The organism is Micromonospora sp. NBC_01412 (assembly GCF_045040215.1).
Lineage (GTDB): Bacteria > Actinomycetota > Actinomycetes > Mycobacteriales > Micromonosporaceae > Micromonospora > Micromonospora rubida.
In genome coordinates this window covers 1,351,421-1,370,519 of record NZ_CP109528.1, presented here as the reverse complement: position 1 = coordinate 1,370,519, position 19,099 = coordinate 1,351,421, and the positions used below count along the sequence as shown (strand labels likewise).

At 73.3% G+C, this 19,099-nt stretch carries 17 protein-coding genes, 1 tRNA gene and 1 pseudogene; 12 read left to right on the top strand and 7 right to left on the bottom strand.

From position 1 onward, the window contains the following. The first annotated feature begins 10 nt into the window (after positions 1 to 10). The 3 genes from OG617_RS05915 to OG617_RS05905 all read left to right on the top strand — a co-directional run bounded on the left by OG617_RS05915 (position 11) and on the right by OG617_RS05905 (position 1,190). Positions 11 to 448: a DUF3052 domain-containing protein gene (locus OG617_RS05915; protein ID WP_396681618.1), complete on the top strand. Its 438-nt coding sequence runs from the start codon at positions 11 to 13 to the stop codon at positions 446 to 448. Positions 449 to 568: 120 nt separating this feature from the next. Continuing rightward, positions 569 to 1,036 carry a peroxiredoxin gene (locus OG617_RS05910; protein WP_405099389.1) on the top strand — a complete coding sequence of 156 codons (468 nt, stop codon included), beginning with the start codon at positions 569 to 571 and terminating at the stop codon, positions 1,034 to 1,036. An 82-nt stretch (positions 1,037 to 1,118) separates the two neighbouring features. Continuing rightward, positions 1,119 to 1,190 (top strand) — tRNA-Val (locus OG617_RS05905). A gap of 171 nt (positions 1,191 to 1,361) precedes the next feature. Here the strand turns inward: OG617_RS05905 and OG617_RS05900 are convergent. From OG617_RS05900 to OG617_RS05880, 5 genes are all read right to left on the bottom strand, one after another. Further along, on the bottom strand, positions 1,362 to 2,264 hold the full coding sequence (locus tag OG617_RS05900; protein ID WP_405099387.1) for an aminoglycoside phosphotransferase family protein: 903 nt from the start codon (positions 2,262 to 2,264) through the stop codon (positions 1,362 to 1,364). An 824-nt stretch (positions 2,265 to 3,088) separates the two neighbouring features. Then, positions 3,089 to 4,318, bottom strand: coding sequence for a hypothetical protein (locus OG617_RS05895; RefSeq protein ID WP_405099385.1), 1,230 nt, complete (start codon positions 4,316 to 4,318; stop codon positions 3,089 to 3,091). A 483-nt stretch (positions 4,319 to 4,801) separates the two neighbouring features. Next, on the bottom strand, positions 4,802 to 5,011 hold the full coding sequence (locus tag OG617_RS05890) for a DUF4037 domain-containing protein (RefSeq protein ID WP_405099383.1): 210 nt from the start codon (positions 5,009 to 5,011) through the stop codon (positions 4,802 to 4,804). 102 nt (positions 5,012 to 5,113) lie between these two features. Continuing rightward, complete coding sequence (locus tag OG617_RS05885) at positions 5,114 to 5,530, bottom strand: hypothetical protein (RefSeq protein WP_405099381.1); 417 nt, start codon at positions 5,528 to 5,530, stop codon at positions 5,114 to 5,116. A 175-nt stretch (positions 5,531 to 5,705) separates the two neighbouring features. Next, entirely contained in the window at positions 5,706 to 6,578 is an 873-nt protein-coding gene (locus OG617_RS05880; protein WP_405099379.1) for a hypothetical protein, read from the bottom strand. Positions 6,579 to 6,706: 128 nt separating this feature from the next. On the opposite strand from OG617_RS05880, the gene OG617_RS05875 reads away from it, so the two are divergent. The 5 genes from OG617_RS05875 (at position 6,707) to OG617_RS05855 (ending at position 12,611) form a co-directional block, all read left to right on the top strand. After that, on the top strand, positions 6,707 to 8,398 hold the full coding sequence (locus tag OG617_RS05875; RefSeq protein WP_405099377.1) for a sigma-70 family RNA polymerase sigma factor: 1,692 nt from the start codon (positions 6,707 to 6,709) through the stop codon (positions 8,396 to 8,398). Between the two features lie 226 nt (positions 8,399 to 8,624). After that, a complete protein-coding gene (locus OG617_RS05870) occupies positions 8,625 to 9,422 on the top strand; it encodes an alpha/beta fold hydrolase (RefSeq protein WP_405099375.1) in 798 nt (265 codons plus the stop codon). Positions 9,423 to 9,545: 123 nt separating this feature from the next. Beyond that, complete coding sequence (locus OG617_RS05865; RefSeq protein ID WP_405099373.1) at positions 9,546 to 10,097, top strand: PadR family transcriptional regulator; 552 nt, start codon at positions 9,546 to 9,548, stop codon at positions 10,095 to 10,097. Positions 10,098 to 10,123: 26 nt separating this feature from the next. Continuing rightward, a complete protein-coding gene (locus OG617_RS05860; RefSeq protein WP_405099371.1) occupies positions 10,124 to 11,134 on the top strand; it encodes a hypothetical protein in 1,011 nt (336 codons plus the stop codon). 271 nt (positions 11,135 to 11,405) lie between these two features. Continuing rightward, on the top strand, positions 11,406 to 12,611 hold the full coding sequence (locus OG617_RS05855) for a polysaccharide pyruvyl transferase family protein (RefSeq protein ID WP_405099369.1): 1,206 nt from the start codon (positions 11,406 to 11,408) through the stop codon (positions 12,609 to 12,611). On the opposite strand, the gene OG617_RS05850 is transcribed toward OG617_RS05855, so the two are convergent. Beyond that, a complete protein-coding gene (locus OG617_RS05850) occupies positions 12,584 to 12,790 on the bottom strand; it encodes a hypothetical protein (RefSeq protein WP_405099367.1) in 207 nt (68 codons plus the stop codon). The genes OG617_RS05855 and OG617_RS05850 overlap by 28 nt on opposite strands. Positions 12,791 to 12,988: 198 nt before the next feature. Here OG617_RS05850 and OG617_RS05845 point away from each other — a divergent pair, with 198 nt between their 5' ends. Continuing rightward, a complete protein-coding gene (locus OG617_RS05845; protein WP_405099365.1) occupies positions 12,989 to 13,510 on the top strand; it encodes a DinB family protein in 522 nt (173 codons plus the stop codon). A gap of 57 nt (positions 13,511 to 13,567) precedes the next feature. On the opposite strand, the gene OG617_RS05840 is transcribed toward OG617_RS05845, so the two are convergent. After that, positions 13,568 to 14,440, bottom strand: coding sequence for a carbohydrate kinase family protein (locus tag OG617_RS05840; protein ID WP_405099363.1), 873 nt, complete (start codon positions 14,438 to 14,440; stop codon positions 13,568 to 13,570). Between the two features lie 133 nt (positions 14,441 to 14,573). Here OG617_RS05840 and OG617_RS05835 point away from each other — a divergent pair. The 3 genes and pseudogenes from OG617_RS05835 to OG617_RS05825 form a co-directional block, all read left to right on the top strand. Beyond that, a pseudogene (locus OG617_RS05835) lies at positions 14,574 to 14,768 on the top strand (hypothetical protein); the annotation flags it as partial. A 60-nt stretch (positions 14,769 to 14,828) separates the two neighbouring features. Beyond that, entirely contained in the window at positions 14,829 to 17,966 is a 3,138-nt protein-coding gene (locus OG617_RS05830) for a DEAD/DEAH box helicase (protein ID WP_405103493.1), read from the top strand. Further along, complete coding sequence (locus OG617_RS05825) at positions 17,963 to 19,090, top strand: SWIM zinc finger family protein (RefSeq protein WP_405099361.1); 1,128 nt, start codon at positions 17,963 to 17,965, stop codon at positions 19,088 to 19,090. The genes OG617_RS05830 and OG617_RS05825 overlap by 4 nt, the downstream gene beginning before the upstream one ends. Positions 19,091 to 19,099: the final 9 nt, after the last annotated feature.

Below are 19,099 nucleotides of genomic sequence, written 5' to 3'. Positions count from 1 at the left end.
GCACGCGACAGTGAGCGCGACCGCTGGTCAGGCCGCCGACGGGGTACGCAGCCTGGCGGACCGGTTCGGGATCGAGCCGGGGATGGTCGTCATGGAGATGGGGTACGACGAAGACGTCGACCAGGATCTCCGGGACGCCCTGACCGACCGCTGTGGAGAGTTGGTCGACGAGGACACCGACGAGGTGGTCGACGCGGTGCTGGTGTGGTACCGCGACGGTGACGGTGATCTTTTCGAACTCCTCGTCGACGCCCTCGGCCCGCTGGCCGACAACGGCGTCGTGTGGCTGCTGACGCCCAAGGCCGGGCGGGACGGCCACGTCGAGCCGAGCGAGGTCGCGGAGTCCGCGCCCACCGCTGGCCTCCAGCAGACCTCCACGGTCAACGCCGGCCGGGACTGGAGCGGCGCCCGTCTGGTGCTGCGCCGGGGCACGAAGGCCAAGAAGTAGCAGTAGCGGCCCCGTCCGGGGCAAGACCGGGCAGCAGCCCTCCGCCACCACACCCGGCAGCCCTGGCCGCCGGGTGTGGTGGCAGGCTGGTGCCACCCTGACTCGACCTGAGGAGCTCGCATGCCGATTGAGGTTGGCGCCGACGCGCCGGACTTCGTGCTCAAGGACCAGAACAACCAGGAGGTCCGGCTGTCGGACTTCCGTGGCAAGCGCACCGTGCTGCTGGTCTTCTACCCGCTCGCCTTCACCGGCATCTGCCAGGGCGAGCTCTGCGAGGTGCGGGACAACCTCAACGAGTACGTCAACGACGACGTGCAGGTGCTCACCGTCAGCGTGGACTCGGTCTACAGCCACAAGATCTGGGCCGAGAAGGAGGGCTACCAGTTCCCGCTGCTGGCCGACTTCTGGCCGCACGGCGCGGTGGCCCAGGCGTACGGCGTCTTCAACGACGTCGCCGGCATCGCCAACCGGGGCACCTTCGTCATCGACAAGGCCGGCGTGGTCCGGTTCGCCGAGATGAACATGCCGGGCGAGGCGCGCGACCAGCAGGGCTGGCGCAAGGCCCTCGCCGAGGCCGTCGCTGCCTGATCCCACCCCAGGCACACCGGCGCGTCGGGCCGGGGTCGGCAGGGTAAGCTTGCCGGACTCCGGCCCACCGCACGGGCGTTCGGGGCGCGTAGCTCAGTGGGAGAGCACTCGCCTTACAAGCGAGGGGTCGCAGGTTCGAAACCTGCCGCGCCCACACTCTGACCAGCATGTGAAACGGGCCGCCGGATGACCGGCGGCCCGCTTCGTCTCAGTTCGTCGCGTTCCAGCTGCTGTGCTTGCCGGCCCCAACATCAGGGTTCGTCGCGTGCCGCCTCTGCGACCGGCGGGTCCGCTGAGCGCGGAGCCACTCGGCTGGCAGTGGCACTCACGTCAGTTCGGCGATCACTGCGCGGACCATCCGGCGGCCGTGCTCCGCCATGCGGGGAAAGGTGTGCCGGTAGTAGTCGATGCCCGTCAGCGACGGTGCGAGGGCCCAGCCGTAGGCGCGGTGCCAGGTGGCGTCGTCGTACTCGATTGCCTTCCGGTACGCGTCCCGAGCCGCGCCGGTGAAGGTCCACAGCGCCGGTGCCACGTCCGGTGCCGGGTCGCCGACACCGAGTGCCCCGAAGTCGACGACCGCGGCCAGCCGGCCGGCGTCGGTGATCAGGTTGCCCGGCTGCAGGTCGCCGTGGATCCATACGGGGTCCCGGTCCCAGTCGGGAGCGGCGAGGCAGACGTCCCAGGCGGCCTCGGCCGCGGCCACGTCGAAGCCGTCGTCATGCTCGGCCAGGCGGGGCAGCACCCGGCGGACGTTCGCGTCGACGTGGCGCAGGGCGGACCCGCGGGAACCCGGTGGCTTGACCGGACCTCCGGCAGGATCCACCCGGTGCAGGGCGTGGACGAAGGCTGCCACGTCGCGGGCCAGGGGTACGTCGTCGCAGCCGAGCCGGGGCGGTGCGACGCCCGGGACCCACGGCACCACCGTCCACCGCCACGGGTAGCCCGCGCCCGGCTCGCCGACGTGCAGCGGAACGGGGATCCGCACCGGCAGGTGAGGCGCCAGCACGGGCAGCCATCGAGCATCAGAATCGGCTTGGTCGACCGCCGAGGCAATCTTGGGCATACGGGCGACGAGGTCGTTGCCGATCCGGAACAGTACGTGGTCGGTGCCCTCCAACTCGTCGGCCAAGTTTTTAACGGGAAGGTCGGCCCACTGCGGGCACTGGGCCGTCACCAGGCGGCGCATCTGACCGACGGTGGCTCGGACCTCGTCATCGTGGATGGGCACGACCGGCACGGTAATGCGGTGAGGCGACGCGGTACCAACCGATTTAGTCCGGCACTGCACTTTGCCTACGCTCGCCGCGTTGGGCGTCAGCCCCATCGACGCCTGGCCCAGGGCGATTGCGAATTCGGGCGGGAGCGCTTCGATCAGGAGGTCTGGGGATTTTTTGGCGTGGGGCGCCGCTCCATGGCGGGTATGTCTCCCGGTGCCTATGGAGCTGAGTCGGATACGACATCAGCCGCGCTCGCCGTGCTCGGCGACCGTGAGCGACGACCCGACGGGGCGGTGGGTGACGCGACGGCGGTGGCCCGACCGGCGTTGATGACGTAAACGACTCAGCTCCAAAGGCGCCGCCCCACGGCATCGACCGCCTCGCCCACAGCTCCGCCCCGGGCCACGGTCCCCGGGCCAGCCAGGGACCGCACCCACGACAACGCAATGACCCTGCCTGGCCGCTCTCGTAGCTTGTTGTGAGTCGTCTCAGTTCTCGTCTCGTTGACTGACGTTCAGGGTGGGTCGGTAGTGGCGGCGGGTGTCGATCTTTCCTGGTGATGGATGCCGGCGGACCTCGGTGGACAGAGGGTCACGGAACTTGCCGCGCCCACAAACCACATTCACCTGCGGAAACGCTGGCGGAGGATCGCAACTCCAAAGAGCTTGACCGGTCGGACAGGACTCGCTTACTTGGTTCACCGATCTTCGAAACAACGTGCCTCAGATGCAGTGGTGCTCGTACACGCCACGTGCTTGCTGGAAATGCGAAGGGCGGGATGGGAAGCCATCCCGCCCTTCTACGTGAACTGCCCTCGTGCGCGGTGGAAGACAAATCAGACAGCGGGCGTCTCGTCCCCGGGGATCACCGGGACCGCCCGGCGGCGCCGGGCGAGGAGCAACATGATGCCGCCACCCAGCACCATGGCGAGACCGGTGCCGGCGATCAGCCCGGCCTGCGACCCGGTGATCGGCAAACCACCCCCGCCGCCGCCCCCGCCGTCACCGCCACTGCCGCTCGCGGCGACCACGACGGCGAACCCGTCCTGGTTGTCGCTGTCGTCCACATCGGCCGCACGTACCGCGACGGCGTTGGCCGGCAGTTCGGTACGCTCCGGGCCGGAGCGGGCATCCGTTCGCTCGGTCAAGCCCTCGACCTGCACAGCTCCGCCCTTCAATGTGACGGGTGCCTTGGTGGAGGCCGACACCGTCACCAGATTGTGAAGCTCGACAGCGGAATAAATGCTGTCATTTGGGTCGGTGTCCTGGCCTACCGGTACGAGCGCGAGCGTGTCGTAGGTGCAAACCGCCGACCGCCTGTCGTTGCCGACCGCGCACTCCTCCGGTGGTCGGGTAAACGTCACGCCCTTGGGCAGGTGCAGCGTGACCTTGACGCCGCTAACCGCCTTCCGGCCCTGGTTGACGACCCGGTACCGCACCGCGCCCATCTCGCCCGGGTTCAACGTCCCGGTGAGTTCGAGCCTGCCGCCCGCGCCGACCCGCGCCGACTGCTTCACGTCCGGCACCACCACCGACAGGTCAGCTTCGGGATCGTCGACCAACTTGAGCGTGAACCATTTGCTGACACTCAGTTGCATCTTCTCCTCACCCCAGGCCATGCCGGCCTCGACGTGGAACCTGCCTTCGTAAGGCTCCTGATCCTTGCGGATGCGAATATCAATGGGAAGATCCACCGTGCCGCCGGGAGCCGGCAGTAGCTCCGGAAGCAGGCTCGATTCGATGCGGCAGTACCAACCTGAGAAGTCGCCATCGCACTCGCCGGATCCGCCGCCCTCCGGCCACATGAGTGAGGCTTTGTCCAAGTCCAACTCCAAGGGTCGGACATAGAAGATCACCTCGGTCGGGATCTTGTCGGTCAGATTGGTGAGTCGCAGGTGGACCCTCTTCCTGTCGACCCCCAGCGGAATCGTCGTACCGGTCAGATCGAGCGCGAACTTCGCACCCGTTTCCGCCGCCGAGGCGGGACCGGCGGGGGCAGCCATCCCGGCAAGGAGGAGCAGCGCGGCGACAACTGCTCGCGACAGCCATCGATTACCAAAGGCCATAGCAGAACCCTTCAGGTAGGCGGACAGTGTGACCGAGGACACTATCCGCAAGAGGCTCGCATCGGTAGCCTCCGCTCGCCCACCACCTGGGCGAGGGCTGGATCGGCGCAGCGGAGATGGCCACGGCGGCCCCTGGCAAGTTGCGTCGGGCGATCGTCGTGTTGAATCCACTCTCAGGGCCAGCCGGCGCCGGACATCGCCCACCTGCTGCGGACCCAGCGAGGACTACGTGCGGGACGTGATCCACGCGTTCAACGAGCGAGGTCTACCGCGCTGGACCCAAAATGGAGAGGGCACCGAGACGGACCGATGAGCAGACCTGCGGTTGGATCTGTGTCACCGCCCGGTGCGACCCCCGCTTCCTCGGCCGCCCTCTTCTTCTGCTGGTCGCTGACGAGGCTGTGTGACCACCTCATCGACGCCGGCCACGTCACGACGATCGGCGTCGAGACCGTCCGGCGGATCCTGCGGGAGCGTGGCGTGTCATGGCAAAACACGAAGACCTGGAAGGCCAGCACCGCCCCCGATTTCACCACCAAGATGCACCGGATCCTGGACCTCTACGATCACACCCACCCACGATTCTCGCAGCGTTCGACGTGGCGGGGCCAACACATAACGCCACACATCATCCGGATACAAGGAGAGACGATCACGTAAGGCGCTCAACTCGCCGATATCGTCGTGGAACACGGCCCGCGCCGCCAGCAACGCCGAGGTCGCCTCGCCGTACCGGACGAGGTCAACGGCCGCCGCAGAACGACAGGCGTTCCCGGATGAGGGCGTGGGCCGGTTCTATACATCCACCGCGTGACTGTCTCTCGACGACTCGCCCGGTGCGTGAGATGCCTCTTGGGTCAGCCGCCTCGTCAGCTCCTGCCGCAGCGGCCACGACGGGTCGTTGATGGACTCGGCCAGGCATGCCAGGCCGAAGGCCAGCGGCCATGACGCTGAAAGGCTGATCTTGTCCGGCAGCATGGCCAGCGGCTTCCTCGGATTCCACCTGGCGATCGGCGATAGATCCACCGCCAGTACCTCGCAGACGTATGGGCGCTCCGTTCGCCGGATTGCTCGATCGAGCACCTGGTCGCTGGTGAGGTGAAGAAGGGTGACCGCGCAAAACTGACGTGGGAGCAAGAACGGACGCAGGCAGAAGCCTGAAACGGAACCGAAGCAAGCCTCCCGCCGCCTCCGACCAGAGCCGTTGGACACCGGCGGACGTTGCAGTTCACACCGAAGCGTCCTTCGTAGGCGGGGAGCGCTGTTTCAGCACGCGAACGGGCCGCCGGATGACCGGCGGCCCGTCCCAGTTCGTCGATCCTCGAACGGCCGGCGACCTGCTGGTCCCGCGCCGGACATCCGGCGCGGGACCACGGATACCTGCCGGTCAGCTCGCGCAGACGGCGTACGAGCGCACCTTCCAGGTGTCGCTGAAGCCGTTCTCGTCCTCCGCGGCGCGGACGGTGACAACGGTCGAGGACGTGGCCCGCATCTCGGTCAGGCGTACCTGTCCCTCGCCGCCGAGGATCTCGCCGCCCACCCCGTGCACGCGCGTGCCGGCGGGGCAGGTGGCCGTGACCGACTGGGTGGCGGTGGAGCTGTAGGTGCTGTCGTCGATCACGCGCTGCTCGCCGGGCAGCGGGTCGGCGCAGATCGCGGTGGCGTCCAACCACCACGTGCCGGCGAAGCCGGTGCCGTCCTCGGCACCCGCCACCACGACGCTGTTCTGGTTGATGCGCAGGTCCTCGAGGACGATCTCGCTGTTCGAAGCCCCGACGACCGCGCCACCGACCCCGATGGCGTGCTTGCCGGCCGGGCAGGACTTCTCGAACCAGTTCGACGTGCCGAGGCTGGGCGCCGAACTGCCGGAGACGGTCACCAGGCCCGGGGGCAACGGGGCGCACACCGCGTTCGCCGTGACCGCCCAGTTGCCGGCCACGCCGTTCTCGTCCTCACGGCCGGTCACCGAGTACGTGTCGCTGCCGATCAGCGGCACCATGATGTCCATGCCGACCTGCCCGAGGCCGGAACCGGTGATCGCGCCGCCGCCGCCGATGACCTTGGTGCCGGCCGGACAGGTCGCGTTCTGCGACTTCGCGACGCTGTTGCTGGGGCCGGTCGTCGTCTTGAGGCTCAGGCCGGGAACCGCCGCGACCGGTCCGGTGAGGGCCACCTGGCCGAGGACGAGCGCGCTCAGCGCGCCCCCGCCCACGGCGGCCATCCGACGCGACCAACGGTTCCGGTTCGATCCTTCTCGCATGATGTCTTCCTTTTCTAGAGGTGCTCGACACCGGTAGGAGCGCGGTCGGGTCGGGATGCCAACAGAAAGTCCCGAAGAAAAATATTCGCGGCTTTACTGGCACCGTTGACGAGCAGCGGGGGACACGGATGGACACGGCGGCACAGGACGACACCGCGCTGGTCGAGGCGGTGCGTCGCGGCGAGCGGGCAGGGCTGGAAGGCATGTACCGGCGGTACGCCGACCGGCTGTACACGTACGCCCGGGCCATGCTGCGCGAGCCGGAGGCCGCCGCGGACGCCGTCCACGACGCGTTCCTCACCGCCAGCCAGCGCATCGACCAGCTGCGCGACCCCGACCGACTGCGCTCCTGGCTGTACGCGATCGTGCGCAACGAGTGCCTCCGGCAGCTACGGGAGCGGTCCCGCTCCCTGCCGCTGGAGGAGGCCGGCGAGCCGGTGGCCGACACCGCCGACCCGGCCACGGGCGTCCACGCCGAGCAGGTGCGCGACCTGGTACACGCCGCGGCCGCCGCGCTGAACCCGGGCGACCGTGAGGTGGTCCACCTGGCCATCCGCCACGACCTGTCGTCCGCCGACATCGGCGTGGCCCTCGGGGTGTCCGCCAACCATGCGCACGCCCGCCTGTCGCGCGCCCGCACCCAGCTCGAACGGGCGCTGGGGGCGCTGCTGGTGGCCCGTACCGGGGCCCGGGACTGCCCCACCCTCGCCGGCCTGATCGACGGCTGGCAGGACCGGCTCACCCCGACTCTGCGCAAGCGGGTCTCGCGGCACATCGAGAACTGCGTGGTGTGCGGGCTGCTCCGGCGGGAACAGCTCAGCCCGGCCGCGCTGCTGTCGGCGTACACGGCACCGGCCTTCCTGGTCGTCGCCGACACGGTGTGGTCGAGACTGGCCGAGGTCTGCGCGACCGACGTCCTGACCACCCCGGCGGCCGACGCGGCAAGTGTGGCCCCGGCCGACCCGGTGGCCGACCTGGCGCCAACGGCCGACGAACCCCCGGGTTCCGGCGATGCCGGGCCGGCGGACGGACCGGCCAACGGGCCCCCGCGAGCGGCCGGCGGTGCGGCGGCGTCTCCGGGCGGTGCGGCGGCAGTGCCGCGCGAGGCGGCGCACGCCGTGCGGGCGACCTCGCGGGCGGACCGCGACCGGCGCCGTCGGCGGCTGGCCGCGACCGCGGCTCTGCTGATCCTCATCGCCGTGCTCGGTGCCTGGGCACTGGCCCCCGGTCGCCAGACCGCCGCGCGGGACGGCTCTGGCCACCCGGTGTCCGAAGTGCTCGGTCTACCGGCCGGGGAGCCGGTGGCTCCCCCCGCCGCGCCGCTGCCGTCCGTCACGGCCACGGAAGCCGACCCGCCGGCGTCGGCCGGAGCCGGCGGTGCGACGTCCGTTGCCGGGCCGGCGGACGGCGACGGGGCTGCCCGGACCGATGCGCCCGCCGTGCCCGATGTCGCGCCGGGTGGCGCCGCGCCGGCACCGAGCAGACCACCGACCGGGCCCCGGCCGACCGCCGCACCGCAGGTCGCCGCTCCCTTCACAGTCTCCGCCACCGCGCGGGTACGGTGCGGCGCGGAGACGTACAGCCTCGCGGTGCAGGCCACCGGCAGTGCCGCGCTCGGCGGCGCCGAGGTTCGCTGGACACCCCCCGGCGGCCGCACGTCGGCCCGGGCCATGACGGTGGACGGATCCGCCGGGCGGGTGACCGTCGGAGGGCTGCGCGCGTCGGCGTTGACCTGGTCGGTACGGGTGACCGCGGTGGACGGTCGCACGGCGCAGAGCCCGACCTACACGATCACCGACCCGTGCGTCCGGCCGGGATAGCAGGGGATTCCGGCCGGCATCATCACTGCCCTCCGTGACCGCGTCGGCGGACCCGCGCCCGGACGCCCGCGGTGGCCTGCCCCCGTCGTCCTGGCCGACGCCGGATCCAGGGCGGGCGGCGGCCCACTGGACGCCGTCGTGGGGTGGGCCGGGGCGATCCGCGCCGCGATCCCGTACGGCTGGTGTTGGATCGGGGCGAGTGGCCGGACGAGCCGGAGGTGCCCTGGTGAGCTACGCGGAGGTCAACGGCCTGCGGCTGTGGTACGAGGTGCACGGCACCGGTCGCCCGCTGGTGCTGCTGCACGGCGGGTACGGCGCGGTGGAGATGTTCGCCCCGATCCTGCCCGCCCTCGCCGGGCGCCGCCGGGTGATCGGGGTCGACCTCCAGGGGCACGGCCGCACCGCCGACGTCGACCGCCCGCTGCGGTACGAGTCGATGGCCGACGACGTCGCCGCGCTGATCCGCCACCTCGGCCTCGGCGAGACCGACGTGCTGGGCTACTCGCTGGGCGGAGGCGTTGCCCTGCGGGTCGCGATCCAGCACCCGGACCTGGTGCGCCGGTTGGTCGTGGTCTCCGCCCCCTGCCGCCGGCAGGGCTGGTACCCGGAGGTGCTGGCCGCGATGGACACCCAGGACGAGCGGACGGGCGAGCGGATGCGGGGCACCCCGCCGCACGAGCTGTACGCCCGGGTCGCCCCACGCCCGCAGGACTGGCCGGCGCTCTGGGCCAAGACCGGCGATCTGCTCCGCCGCGAGTACGACTGGTCGGCCGAGGCGGCCGCCCTGGCCCAGCCCACCCTGCTGGTCTTCGCCGACGCCGACTCGATCCCGGTCGGCCACGTGGCGGAGTTCTTCGGGCTGCTCGGCGGCGGCCACCGCGACGCCGGCTGGGACGGCACCGACCGTCCCACGTCACGCCTGGCCGTGCTGCCGGGCCTCACCCACTACGACATCGTCACGTCGCCGGCACTGCCCGCCGCAGTGATCCCGTTCCTCACCACCCAGGTCCGCGAGCCGGCCTGACCGGGGCCGGCCTGACCGGGGCCGGCCTGACCGGGGCCGGCGTTGGATGTCGAGTACGGCGGCGAGGTCCCCGGCCCGGATCCGAGGTTGCAATTGGACGTATACGTCTATTAGGTTGTCCCGGTGCCCCTGGACGCCTCCCGGAACAGCCTGGTGCTGCCGCTGCTCGGGCTCCTCGTCGAGCAGCCGTCGCATGCCTACGACCTCACGACACGCCTACGCGACCGGTACGGGCACCTGTCGGTGACCCGCAGCACCCTCACGTCCCTGTTGAAGGCGCTGGAGCGGGCCGGCCTGGTCGCCGCCCGCGTCCCCGAGCGGGTGGGAAACCGGCCGCCGCGCACGGCCTACGAGGTGACCGAGGCGGGTCTGACGGACTTCAGCCGCAGGGTCGTGGAAGGGCTCAGCGACGCCCAGGTCGCCTCCCCGGACTTCGTCATGGCAGTGGCCTACCTGGGGATCCTCCCGGCCGACGACGCGGCGTCGATCCTGGACGACCGTGCTGCCCGCCTCGGCCAGAGGCTGACGGCCCTGCGGCAAGAGCCCGCCGGGGTGCCCGAGGCGTACATGCTCGAAGTCGCCTACTGGCGCAACGTCGTCGCCGCCGAGGCGGGCTGGATCAGGATCCTGGCGACGCGGATCCGGTCGCGCGACATCGACTGGCCGACCGAGTAGCCCGGCGGGCCAGGGAGGACCGACGCATGAAGTTCGGCATCTACCCGGGCGGACGGGCGGGCACCGTCTGCTCGTACCCGCCCGATCCCACCGCGATCAGCGCCCTCGTCGACGACCTCGCGGGCGGGCGGCCGTTCGTCGTCCGCGAGTACGTGCACTTCTTCGGCGACGGCACACCGCCGGACGTGGTCGCCTCACTCGGGGCGGACCACGACCTCGCCCACCTCACGATGCCCGACGAGTGGTACGTCGAGGGAGGCCGCGAGCTGGACCTCGTGGTGAGCTACCTCCCGCGGACCGCCGACATCCCCGGATGGCTGGCCTTCCTCGACACCGTCATCGACCGCTACGGCCACCTGACGCGGTGCCTTCAGGTGACGCTCGAACCCAACTTTCCGATCCCGTTCATCGACGGAAGCTCCCCCGGCGTTCTCCAGGCCCTGACCCTCGGCGTACCGCACGCGCGCGCCGCGCTCGACCGCCGGGGCCTGCACGAGGTGCGGGTCGGCTTCTCCGTCGCCGAGCCGGCGGAGTGGCTGGGCGGCGACGACGCGTTCTGGGCGTACCTGTCCGCCCTGCCGCGGCGGGACTTCGCGGCCCACGTCGACTACGTCGGCCTGGGCCTGTACCCCGACGCCTTCTCACCCGTCGCCCCGCGCGGCGTACCAGGGGACGTCGCATCCCTCACCGCGCACGCCCTCGACCACCTGCGAAACCACTCGCTACCCCGCGCCAGCATCCCGCCCGGCATTCCGATCCACGTGGTCGAGAACGGCAGCCCCAGCGGGGCGCCGCGCACCGAGCAGGGGCAGCGGGACTCACTGTCCGACATGCTCGACGTGGTCCTCGCCCGCCGGGAAGCCCTGAACATCACCCAGTACGAGCTGTTCAGCCTGCGCGACGCGGACAGCGGTTCCGATCAACCCACCGGAACGTTGGGGATCGTCACCGACACCTACCGGCCCAAGCCCGCCTTCGCCAGCTACCGCGACGTCGTCCACGGCGTCGGTCGGTCACCCGCTGACGGAAGACGCTGACGGAAGACGCTGACGGAAGACGCTGACGGCATTACCGGACGCCGCGTTCGAGATCGCTTTGCTGCGCCCCCAGTAGATGAGCAAGCCGGTCGGCCCGGTGCGCAAGCCGGTCGGCCCGCCCGGACGGGCCGACCGTCCCAGGTGTGCCCCCGTACCCAGCGGGAACCCTGCCCGGACGCACACACCGGGAACCTTGCCCGGACGCGCACCGGCAGGCCGGACGCACGGACTCAGACCGGGAGGCCGGACGCATACCGGGAGGAGCGAGGCGATGGGGGACCGCACCGCACTGACGATCGGCGTGCTGGGCTCGTACGGTGGCCGCAACCTCGGCGACGAGGCGATCCTGACCGGCCTCCTGGCCGACCTGCGTTCGCACGAGCCGCACGCGCGGATCATCGTCTTCTCCCGGAACCCGGAGCACACCGCCCGGGCCCACCCCGACGTGGAGGCGGTGCCCTGGGAGGGGGTCAGCCGGGTCGACTCGGCGCAGGTGCTGGCCGAGCTGGACCTGCTGATCCTCGGCGGCGGCGGCATCCTCTACGACCGGGAGGCCCGCCGCTACCTGCGGGTGGTCCGGGTCGCCCAGGAGCGGGGCCTGCCCCTGCTCACGTACGCGGTGGGGGTGGGGCCGCTCAGCGACGGGGTGGACACCGGGATGGTCCGGGAGACCCTGGCCGGCGCCACCGAGGTGACCGTGCGGGACCAGGAGTCCCGGATGGTGCTGGAGGAGGCCGGGCTGATCAACCCGATCACGGTGACCGCCGACCCGGCGTTCCTGCTGGAGCCCGAGGAGTTCCCCGACCGGTTCCTGCGCGAGGAGGGGGTGCCGGCCGGCCGGCGACTGGTCGGGCTCAGCGTCCGGGAACCGGGCCGGGCCGCCGAGCGGCTCGACGTCGACGGCTACCACCGGCTGATCGCCCAGATCGCCGACTTCCTGATCCACCGGATCGACGCGTACGTGCTCTTCGTGCCCATGGAACGCGACGACATCCGGCACTCGCACGGCGTGATGTCGCATATGACCGCCGCCGAGCGGGGGCGCATCCTGCACGGCGACTACTCACCCCGGCAGGTGCTCGGGCTGATGCGGCACTTCGACCTCGCCGTCGGCATGCGGCTGCATTTCCTGATCTTCGCCGCGATGGTCGGCACCCCGTTCCTGCCTCTGCCGTACGCGGGGAAGGTCTTCGACCTGGCCCAGCGCCTCGGCGTGCCGGCGCTGCGCGGCGTGGAGCGGGAGGTGGAGGGGCCGCTGCTGGCCGAGGTGGACCGGCTGTGGGACGAGCGGGAGGCCCGCGCCGCGGAGACGGCCCGCCGGGTGGCCGAGGTCTGCGACCAGGCCCGGGGCACGTCGCAGGTGACCGGCGCGGTGCTGGAGAGCCTGCGCTCGTCGCGGCTGCCGGGCCGGGCTGACGGCCGGCTTCGCGCGACCGGGGTGCCCGGGGGTCAGACGGCAGACCCCCGCCACCGGTAGAGCCACCCCCGGCCGGTCTCGGCCACCGACTCCAGCTCGTAGATCTCGGCCTCGGCCAGCCCGTGCTCGCCGAGGTGGTGGTGGGTCAACGGCGGACGGCCGTTGCTGTCCAGCTCGACCGTGACCACCTGCCCGTCGGCGGTGCCGCCCGCCAGCGGGATCTCTACCGTTGCTGCCATGCGCCCAATCCTGCCCGGGCGACCGCCGCCCCGCAGGAGATACCCGCCCGCGCACTCGGTCTGCGCCGCGTTCGCGGGGACGGGCGAGATCTTGGTAGGAAACGGCCCCTCCAGGGGCCGAAATCTTCCAAGATCTGCCGCTACGAGGTGCGGGTGAGCGGGGCAGTGTGATCGGGTGGTGACCGTTAGGGTCCGGAGATGGCGGAGATCGCGATCGACCCCACCCTCGGGCCGGTGCTGGCCCGCACCGGCGATGAGCGCGCCGTGCTCGAATCTTTCCTCGACTTCCACCGCGCGACCGTGACGCGCAAGCTACGCGGCCTCAGCGACGCCGACGCCCGGCGCCGGCTGGTGCCCTCCCTCACCACCCTCGCCGGCCTGGTGAAGCACCTGACGCTGGTCGAGTGGAACTGGTTCCCCTGCCTGCTCGCCCCGGAGCCCGGCGACGTCTACCAGACCACCGAGGAGGCGGCGGCGGCGAGCTTCACCCTCGACGACGCCGACACGGTGCATTCCCTCCTGGCCGGCTACGAGCGGGCCTGCGCCCGGTCCCGCGCGGTCGCCGCGCACTTCGACGTCGACCATGTGGTGCCGCACCCGCAGCTCGGCGAGGTCTCCCTGCGCTGGATCCTGACGCACATGGTGGAGGAGACCGCCCGGCACGCCGGCCACGCCGACATCCTGCGCGAGCTGACCGACGGCTCCACCGGGTCGGTCTGACCACCGGCACCATCCGGCCGGCAGGGTGGCACGCCCGCCTCGGCCGGGCCGGGCCGCTCACCCGAGCGGCAGTAGTCCCGGCGGGTACTCCATGCCGTCGTGCGTGCAGGCCGCCGCGGCGACCCGGGCCGCGTACGCCGCCGCCTCGGCCAGCCCCGCGCCGCGCAGCCGGGCGGCGACCAGGCCGGCCGCGAACGCGTCCCCGGCGCCGTTGGTGTCGACCACCGGCCCCGGCGGCACGGCGGCGGGCACCCGGGCGGGCGGCCCGTCGGCGACGAAGAGTTCCGCGCCGTCCGCGCCCCGGGTGACCACGGTGGTCCGGGGCGCCAGCGCGGCGGCGACCGCCCCGGCCCGCTCCCCGAGCCGGACGCCACTGACGAAGACCAGGTCGGCCACGTCGGCGAACGGGAGGTGGTACGGATTGTCGCCGTCCCAGTCGTGCAGGTCGGTGGAGAGGCCGACCCCGGCCGGCAGCCCGGCGCGCAACGCGGGCAGCAGGGGCGGCACCCAGTCCATGATCGAAACATGCACGTGCGCCGCGTCCCGGGCCAGCGCGGTCAGCCGCTCCGGCGCGAACGGCGGCGGCCCCTGCCACGGGCGGGGGTCGTAGAGCGACATCCGCCCGCCGGCTGGGTCCACCAGGTTCACCGACTGGCGGGTTCCGGCGGGGGCCACGGCCAGCACCGTGTGCACCCCGGCCCGGTCCAGCGCGGCCCGGACCACCTCGCCCGCCGGGTCGGCGCCGAGCACATCGACGACCGCCACCCGCAGGCCGAGAGCGCGGGCGGCCAGCGCCACCCCGGCGCCGGTGTTGCCGACCCGCAGATCGATCGGAGGGACGGTGAGGGAGTCGGCGGCCGGCAGCGGAAGCTGCGGCACGCGTACCCGCAGGTCCACCCCCAGCCCGCCGAGCACGAGAAGATCGAACATGACCCGGACGCTAGCCGGTCGGACCGGGCGGCCGGAAGATCACCGCACGGCGTTGGTTGTGTCGGTGCCGGCGCTGCGCGTTGTCCCGGTCGGGCCCGGCTATTCTCGGTGGTCGTCGGTCGGAGGGGGACGGGTGCTGGTCATCCACGGGGCGTGGCTGCCCGGTACGGGGCTCGCCGTCTGGGCTGAGGACACCGCCCTGCCGGCGCGGGCGCCCCGCCGCCCCGGCCGGGTCCCCCGCGAGCGGCCCCACCCGTTCGCCGCCGATCCCGCCACCCTGGCCGCCGCCCTCGACCACGCCGACCCGCAGGCCGACGTCCCGCCGCCCGCCCGCCGGGCCGCCGCCGGCCCAGGGACGGACGGCCCAGGAACGGACGGGTCGGCAACCGTGGGCCCCGAGACCGTCGGGTCGGCGACCACCGGCCGGCCGCCCGGCTCGCCGGAAACGACCGGGCCGGGGACCGCCGAGGCCGGGTCGGTGCTGCTGCGCCTGCCCACCAGGGCGGGCTCGCCGGTCGACTCGCCGGAGCTGGTCCGGACCGCCGTCGACGAGCCGGTCCGTGGGCCGGTCACCCTCGCCGGGTGGCGCGCTCCCGCCCTCCGGTACGCCCCGGCGGACGCGCTCGCGCTGCTACGCGCTGCCGGCGACCACGCCGGGATGCCCGGCGCCACCCTGCGGCACCTGGCCGAGCTGGCCGAGTTCGCCGCCGACCTGGTCCGCCGGGGCCGCGTCCTGCCCGGGGTCGCCCCGTCGCGGCCCGAGGACGACGAGCCCGGGGCCCCGGCGGCGCGGGCGGAGCCGGCCGCGTTCCGCCCGGCCGGCACCCCGACGCGGGCCCGGCGCCGGCCCGCGCGGGCCGGGGCGGTCGCGGCGCGGGCGGTGTGGCGGCCGTTGCTCACCGGCGCCGACGCGGCCTGGGCCCGGTCGCTCGCCCTGGCCCTCCCGCCGGCCGCCCGGGCCGCCGTCGACCTGCCCCCCGGCGACCTGGTCGCCGACGCCCTCGACGTGCTGACCGACGCCGCGGCCCGGGCCGCCCTCACCCGCACCACGCCGACCCGGGGCGGCCGGCCGACCGGCGCGGTGCCGGCCTGGCTGGCCGCGCTGACCGGTCCGGCCGGGGAGTTCACCGCCGAGCCGGGGGCCCTCGCGGCGCTGCGCGCCGAGCTGGACGACTGGCAGCGGGACGCGGCCGGCGGCGCGGTCCGGGCCAGCTTCCGCCTGGTGGAGCCGGTCGCCGACCTGCTCGACGACGCCTTCACCGACGCGCTCGACGACGCCCTGGCCGACCCGACCGGCGATGTGCCGGCCGGGGCCCGGGGCCCGCAGGAGGCGGTGGCCGGTCCGGCCGGGACGCCCCCCGACGCCGCTCGCTGGCGGGTCGAGTTCGGGCTCCAGGCCGCCGACGAGCCGAGCCTGATCGTCGACGCCGGGCAGGTCTGGCGGTCCCCGCACACCGTGCCGGCCCTCGCCGGCCGGCTGGACTCCCCGCAGGAGACCCTGCTCGCCGAGCTGGGTCGGGCCAGCCGGCTCTGGCCGGAGCTGGACGCGGCGTTGCGTACGGCCACCCCGGAGGCCCTGGAGCTGGATGTCGAGGGCGCGCACCGGTTCCTGCGGGACGGCGCTCCGGTGCTGCACGCCGCCGGCTTCGGGGTGCTGCTGCCGTCCTGGTGGCGGCGGCCCTCGTCCCGGCTGGGGGCCCGGTTGCAGGCCCGCAGCCGCACCGCGCCGGGCACCGTGGCCGCCGCCGACGGCGGGTTCGGCCTGGACGCGCTGGTCGACTACCGGTGGGAGGTGGCGCTCGGCGACGAGTCGCTCACCGCCGAGGAGCTGGCCGCGTTGGCGGAGCTGAAGACGCCGCTGGTCCGGCTGCGGGGGCGCTGGGTGGAGCTGGACCCGGGGCGACTCGCCGCCGGGCTGCGGATGCTCCGCTCGGCCGGTGAGCTGACCGTGGCCGACCTGCTCCGGCTCGGCCTCGCCGAGGCGGACTCCGACGACGCGCTCCCGGTGCTGGAGGTGACCGCCGACGGGGCGCTCGGCGAGCTGCTCTCCGGGCAGGCCGAGCGGCGGCTCACCCCGCTGGACCCGCCGCCGACGTTCACCGGGACGCTCCGGCCGTACCAGCGGCGAGGGCTGGCCTGGCTGGCGTTCCTCCAGTCGCTCGGCCTCGGCGGGGTGCTCGCCGACGACATGGGGCTGGGCAAGACGGTGCAGCTGCTGGCGCTGATCGCCGGGGACCCGCCGACCGCCGGGCCGACCCTGCTGGTCTGCCCGATGTCGCTGGTCGGCAACTGGCAGCGGGAGGCGGCCCGGTTCGCCCCGACGCTGCGCGTACACGTGCACCACGGTGCCGACCGGGCGCGCCGGGAGGGGTTCGCCGCGGTCGTGCACGCGGCGGACCTGGTCCTCACCACCTACTCGGTGGCCACCCGGGACGCGGTCGAGCTGGCCGGGATCGATTGGCACCGGTTGGTGGTGGACGAGGCACAGGCCATCAAGAACGCCGCCACCCGGCAGGCGGAGGCGGTCCGGTCGCTGCCCGCCCGGCACCGGGTGGCGGTCACCGGCACGCCGGTGGAGAACCGGCTCGCCGACCTGTGGTCCATCATGCAGTTCGCCAACCCCGGTCTGCTCGGACCGGCTGCCAGCTTCAAGAAGGCGTACGCCGAGCCGATCGAGCGGCACGGCGACGCCGACGCCGCCGAGCGGCTGCGCCGGATGACCGGCCCGTTCGTGCTGCGCCGGCTCAAGACCGACTCGTCGATCATCTCCGACCTGCCCGAGAAGCTGGAGATGGAGGTGCTGTGCAACCTCACCGCCGAACAGGCGTCGCTCTACCAGGCGGTGGTGGACGACATGCTGGCCCGCATCGAGTCCAGCGACGGCATCGAGCGGCGCGGCCTGGTGCTGTCGGCGATGACCCGGCTCAAGCAGGTCTGCAACCACCCCGCTCAGCTCCTGCGCGACGGGTCCGCGCTGGCCGGCCGGTCCGGCAAACTGGCCCGGCTGGAGGAGATCCTCGACGAGGTGCTCGCGGCGGGGGAGCGGGCCCTGCTGTTCACCCAGTACGCCGAGTTCGGCGGGATGCTGCGCGGGCACCTCTCCGCCCGGTTCGGCCGGGAGGTGCTCTTCCTGCACGGCGGGGTGGGCAAGGCCGACCGGGACGCGATGGTGACCCGCTTCCAGTCCGCTGACGGGCCGCCGCTGTTCGTGCTCAGCCTCAAGGCCGGCGGCACCGGGCTGACCCTCACCGCCGCCAACCACGTGGTCCACGTCGACCGGTGGTGGAACCCCGCCGTCGAGGACCAGGCCACCGACCGGGCGTTCCGGATCGGCCAGCGCCGGAGGGTCCAGGTCCGCAAGTTCGTCTGCGCCGGCACGGTGGAGGAGAAGGTGGCCGCGATGATCGCCGAGAAGCGGAGCCTGGCCGCGTCGGTGGTGGGCTCCGGGGAGCAGTGGGTGACCGAGCTGTCCACCGAGCGGCTGCGCGAGCTGTTCGCGCTGGAGGCCGGGGCGGTGGCCGAGTGACCGGGCCGTCGACGGACTGGTCGGCGTCGACCGGCCGGTTCGCCGAATACGGCCGGCCGCGCCGGGTCGACGGCGGGCTGCGCGCCCGCAGCACCCGGGGCGCGATCGGCCGGTCCTGGTGGTCCCGCCGGTTCCTGGAGGTGCTGGAGTCGTTCGCGCTGGGTACCCGGCTCACCCGGGGCCGGTCGTACGCGCGGGCGGGCCAGGTGGTCAGCCTCGACGTCGCCCCCGGCGTGGTGACCGCGCGGGTGCAGGGCTCCCGGCGCGAGCCGTACCGGGTGCGGATCGCGCTGGAGCCGTTCCCGGCGGCGCTGTGGCACCGGATCGAGGCGGACCTGGCGGCCCAGGCGTTCTTCAGCGCCCGACTGCTCGCCGGTGACCTCCCCGCCGAACTGGAGGAGCTGTGCGCCGGTGCCGGGGCGCCGCTGTTCCCCGCCGGGGTCGACGAGCTGGCCCAGCGGTGCGACTGCCCCGACTTCGCCGTCCCGTGCAAGCACCTCGCGGCGGCGTTCTACCTGCTCGCGGAGGCGTTCGACGCGGACCCGTTCGAGCTGCTGCACTGGCGGGGACGGCGGCGGGCGGAGTTGCTGGACCGGCTGCGCGACCTGCGCGCCGCCGCCCCGGCCGTCGACTGCGCGGAGCCGGCCGCCGGTGCTGCCGGTGCCACGGCGGGCGATCGGAACGCCCCGAGGGCCGGCCGGGTGCCCGCGTCATCCACCCCGGATGGCCCCGGTCGGGTGCCCGCGCCGTCCACCCCGGACAGCCTCGGTCGGGCCGGGTCGGCCGCCCCGGCGGTTGCCGGCCGCCCCGGGTCACCGTCCGCCAGGGACGATTCCGGCCGGGTCGCGCCGGCCGTCGGGGCGGCGCGGGCGCTCGCCGCGCTGCCCCCGGCGCCCCTGGACGAGGCCGTCGACCGGTTCTGGGTGCCTCCGGTGCCGCTGCCGGACCGGCCGCCGACCCTGTTGACCGGCCCGGACCTGCTGCTGCGGCAGCTCGGCGCGCCCGCGCCCGCGCTCGGCGGGCCCGGCCTGCTGGAACGGCTGCGCCGGGCGTACCGGGAGTTCGGCCACGCCCGCCCGGAGGCGGGCCGGGCACCGGCGTCGAGGTCCCGTCCGACGACCTGATGACGGTTC

Excerpts from the sequence above, each read along its gene's own strand:
- OG617_RS05910 (WP_405099389.1), top strand. The coding sequence starts at position 569 with ATGCCGATTGAGGTTGGCGCCGACGCGCCGGACTTCGTGCTCAAGGAC.
- OG617_RS05895 (WP_405099385.1), bottom strand. The coding sequence starts at position 4,318 with ATGGCCTTTGGTAATCGATGGCTGTCGCGAGCAGTTGTCGCCGCGCTG.
- OG617_RS05880 (WP_405099379.1), bottom strand. The coding sequence starts at position 6,578 with ATGCGAGAAGGATCGAACCGGAACCGTTGGTCGCGTCGGATGGCCGCC.
- OG617_RS05875 (WP_405099377.1), top strand. The coding sequence starts at position 6,707 with ATGGACACGGCGGCACAGGACGACACCGCGCTGGTCGAGGCGGTGCGT.
- OG617_RS05860 (WP_405099371.1), top strand. The coding sequence starts at position 10,124 with ATGAAGTTCGGCATCTACCCGGGCGGACGGGCGGGCACCGTCTGCTCG.
- OG617_RS05855 (WP_405099369.1), top strand. The coding sequence starts at position 11,406 with ATGGGGGACCGCACCGCACTGACGATCGGCGTGCTGGGCTCGTACGGT.
- OG617_RS05850 (WP_405099367.1), bottom strand. The coding sequence starts at position 12,790 with ATGGCAGCAACGGTAGAGATCCCGCTGGCGGGCGGCACCGCCGACGGG.
- OG617_RS05845 (WP_405099365.1), top strand. The coding sequence starts at position 12,989 with ATGGCGGAGATCGCGATCGACCCCACCCTCGGGCCGGTGCTGGCCCGC.
- OG617_RS05840 (WP_405099363.1), bottom strand. The coding sequence starts at position 14,440 with ATGTTCGATCTTCTCGTGCTCGGCGGGCTGGGGGTGGACCTGCGGGTA.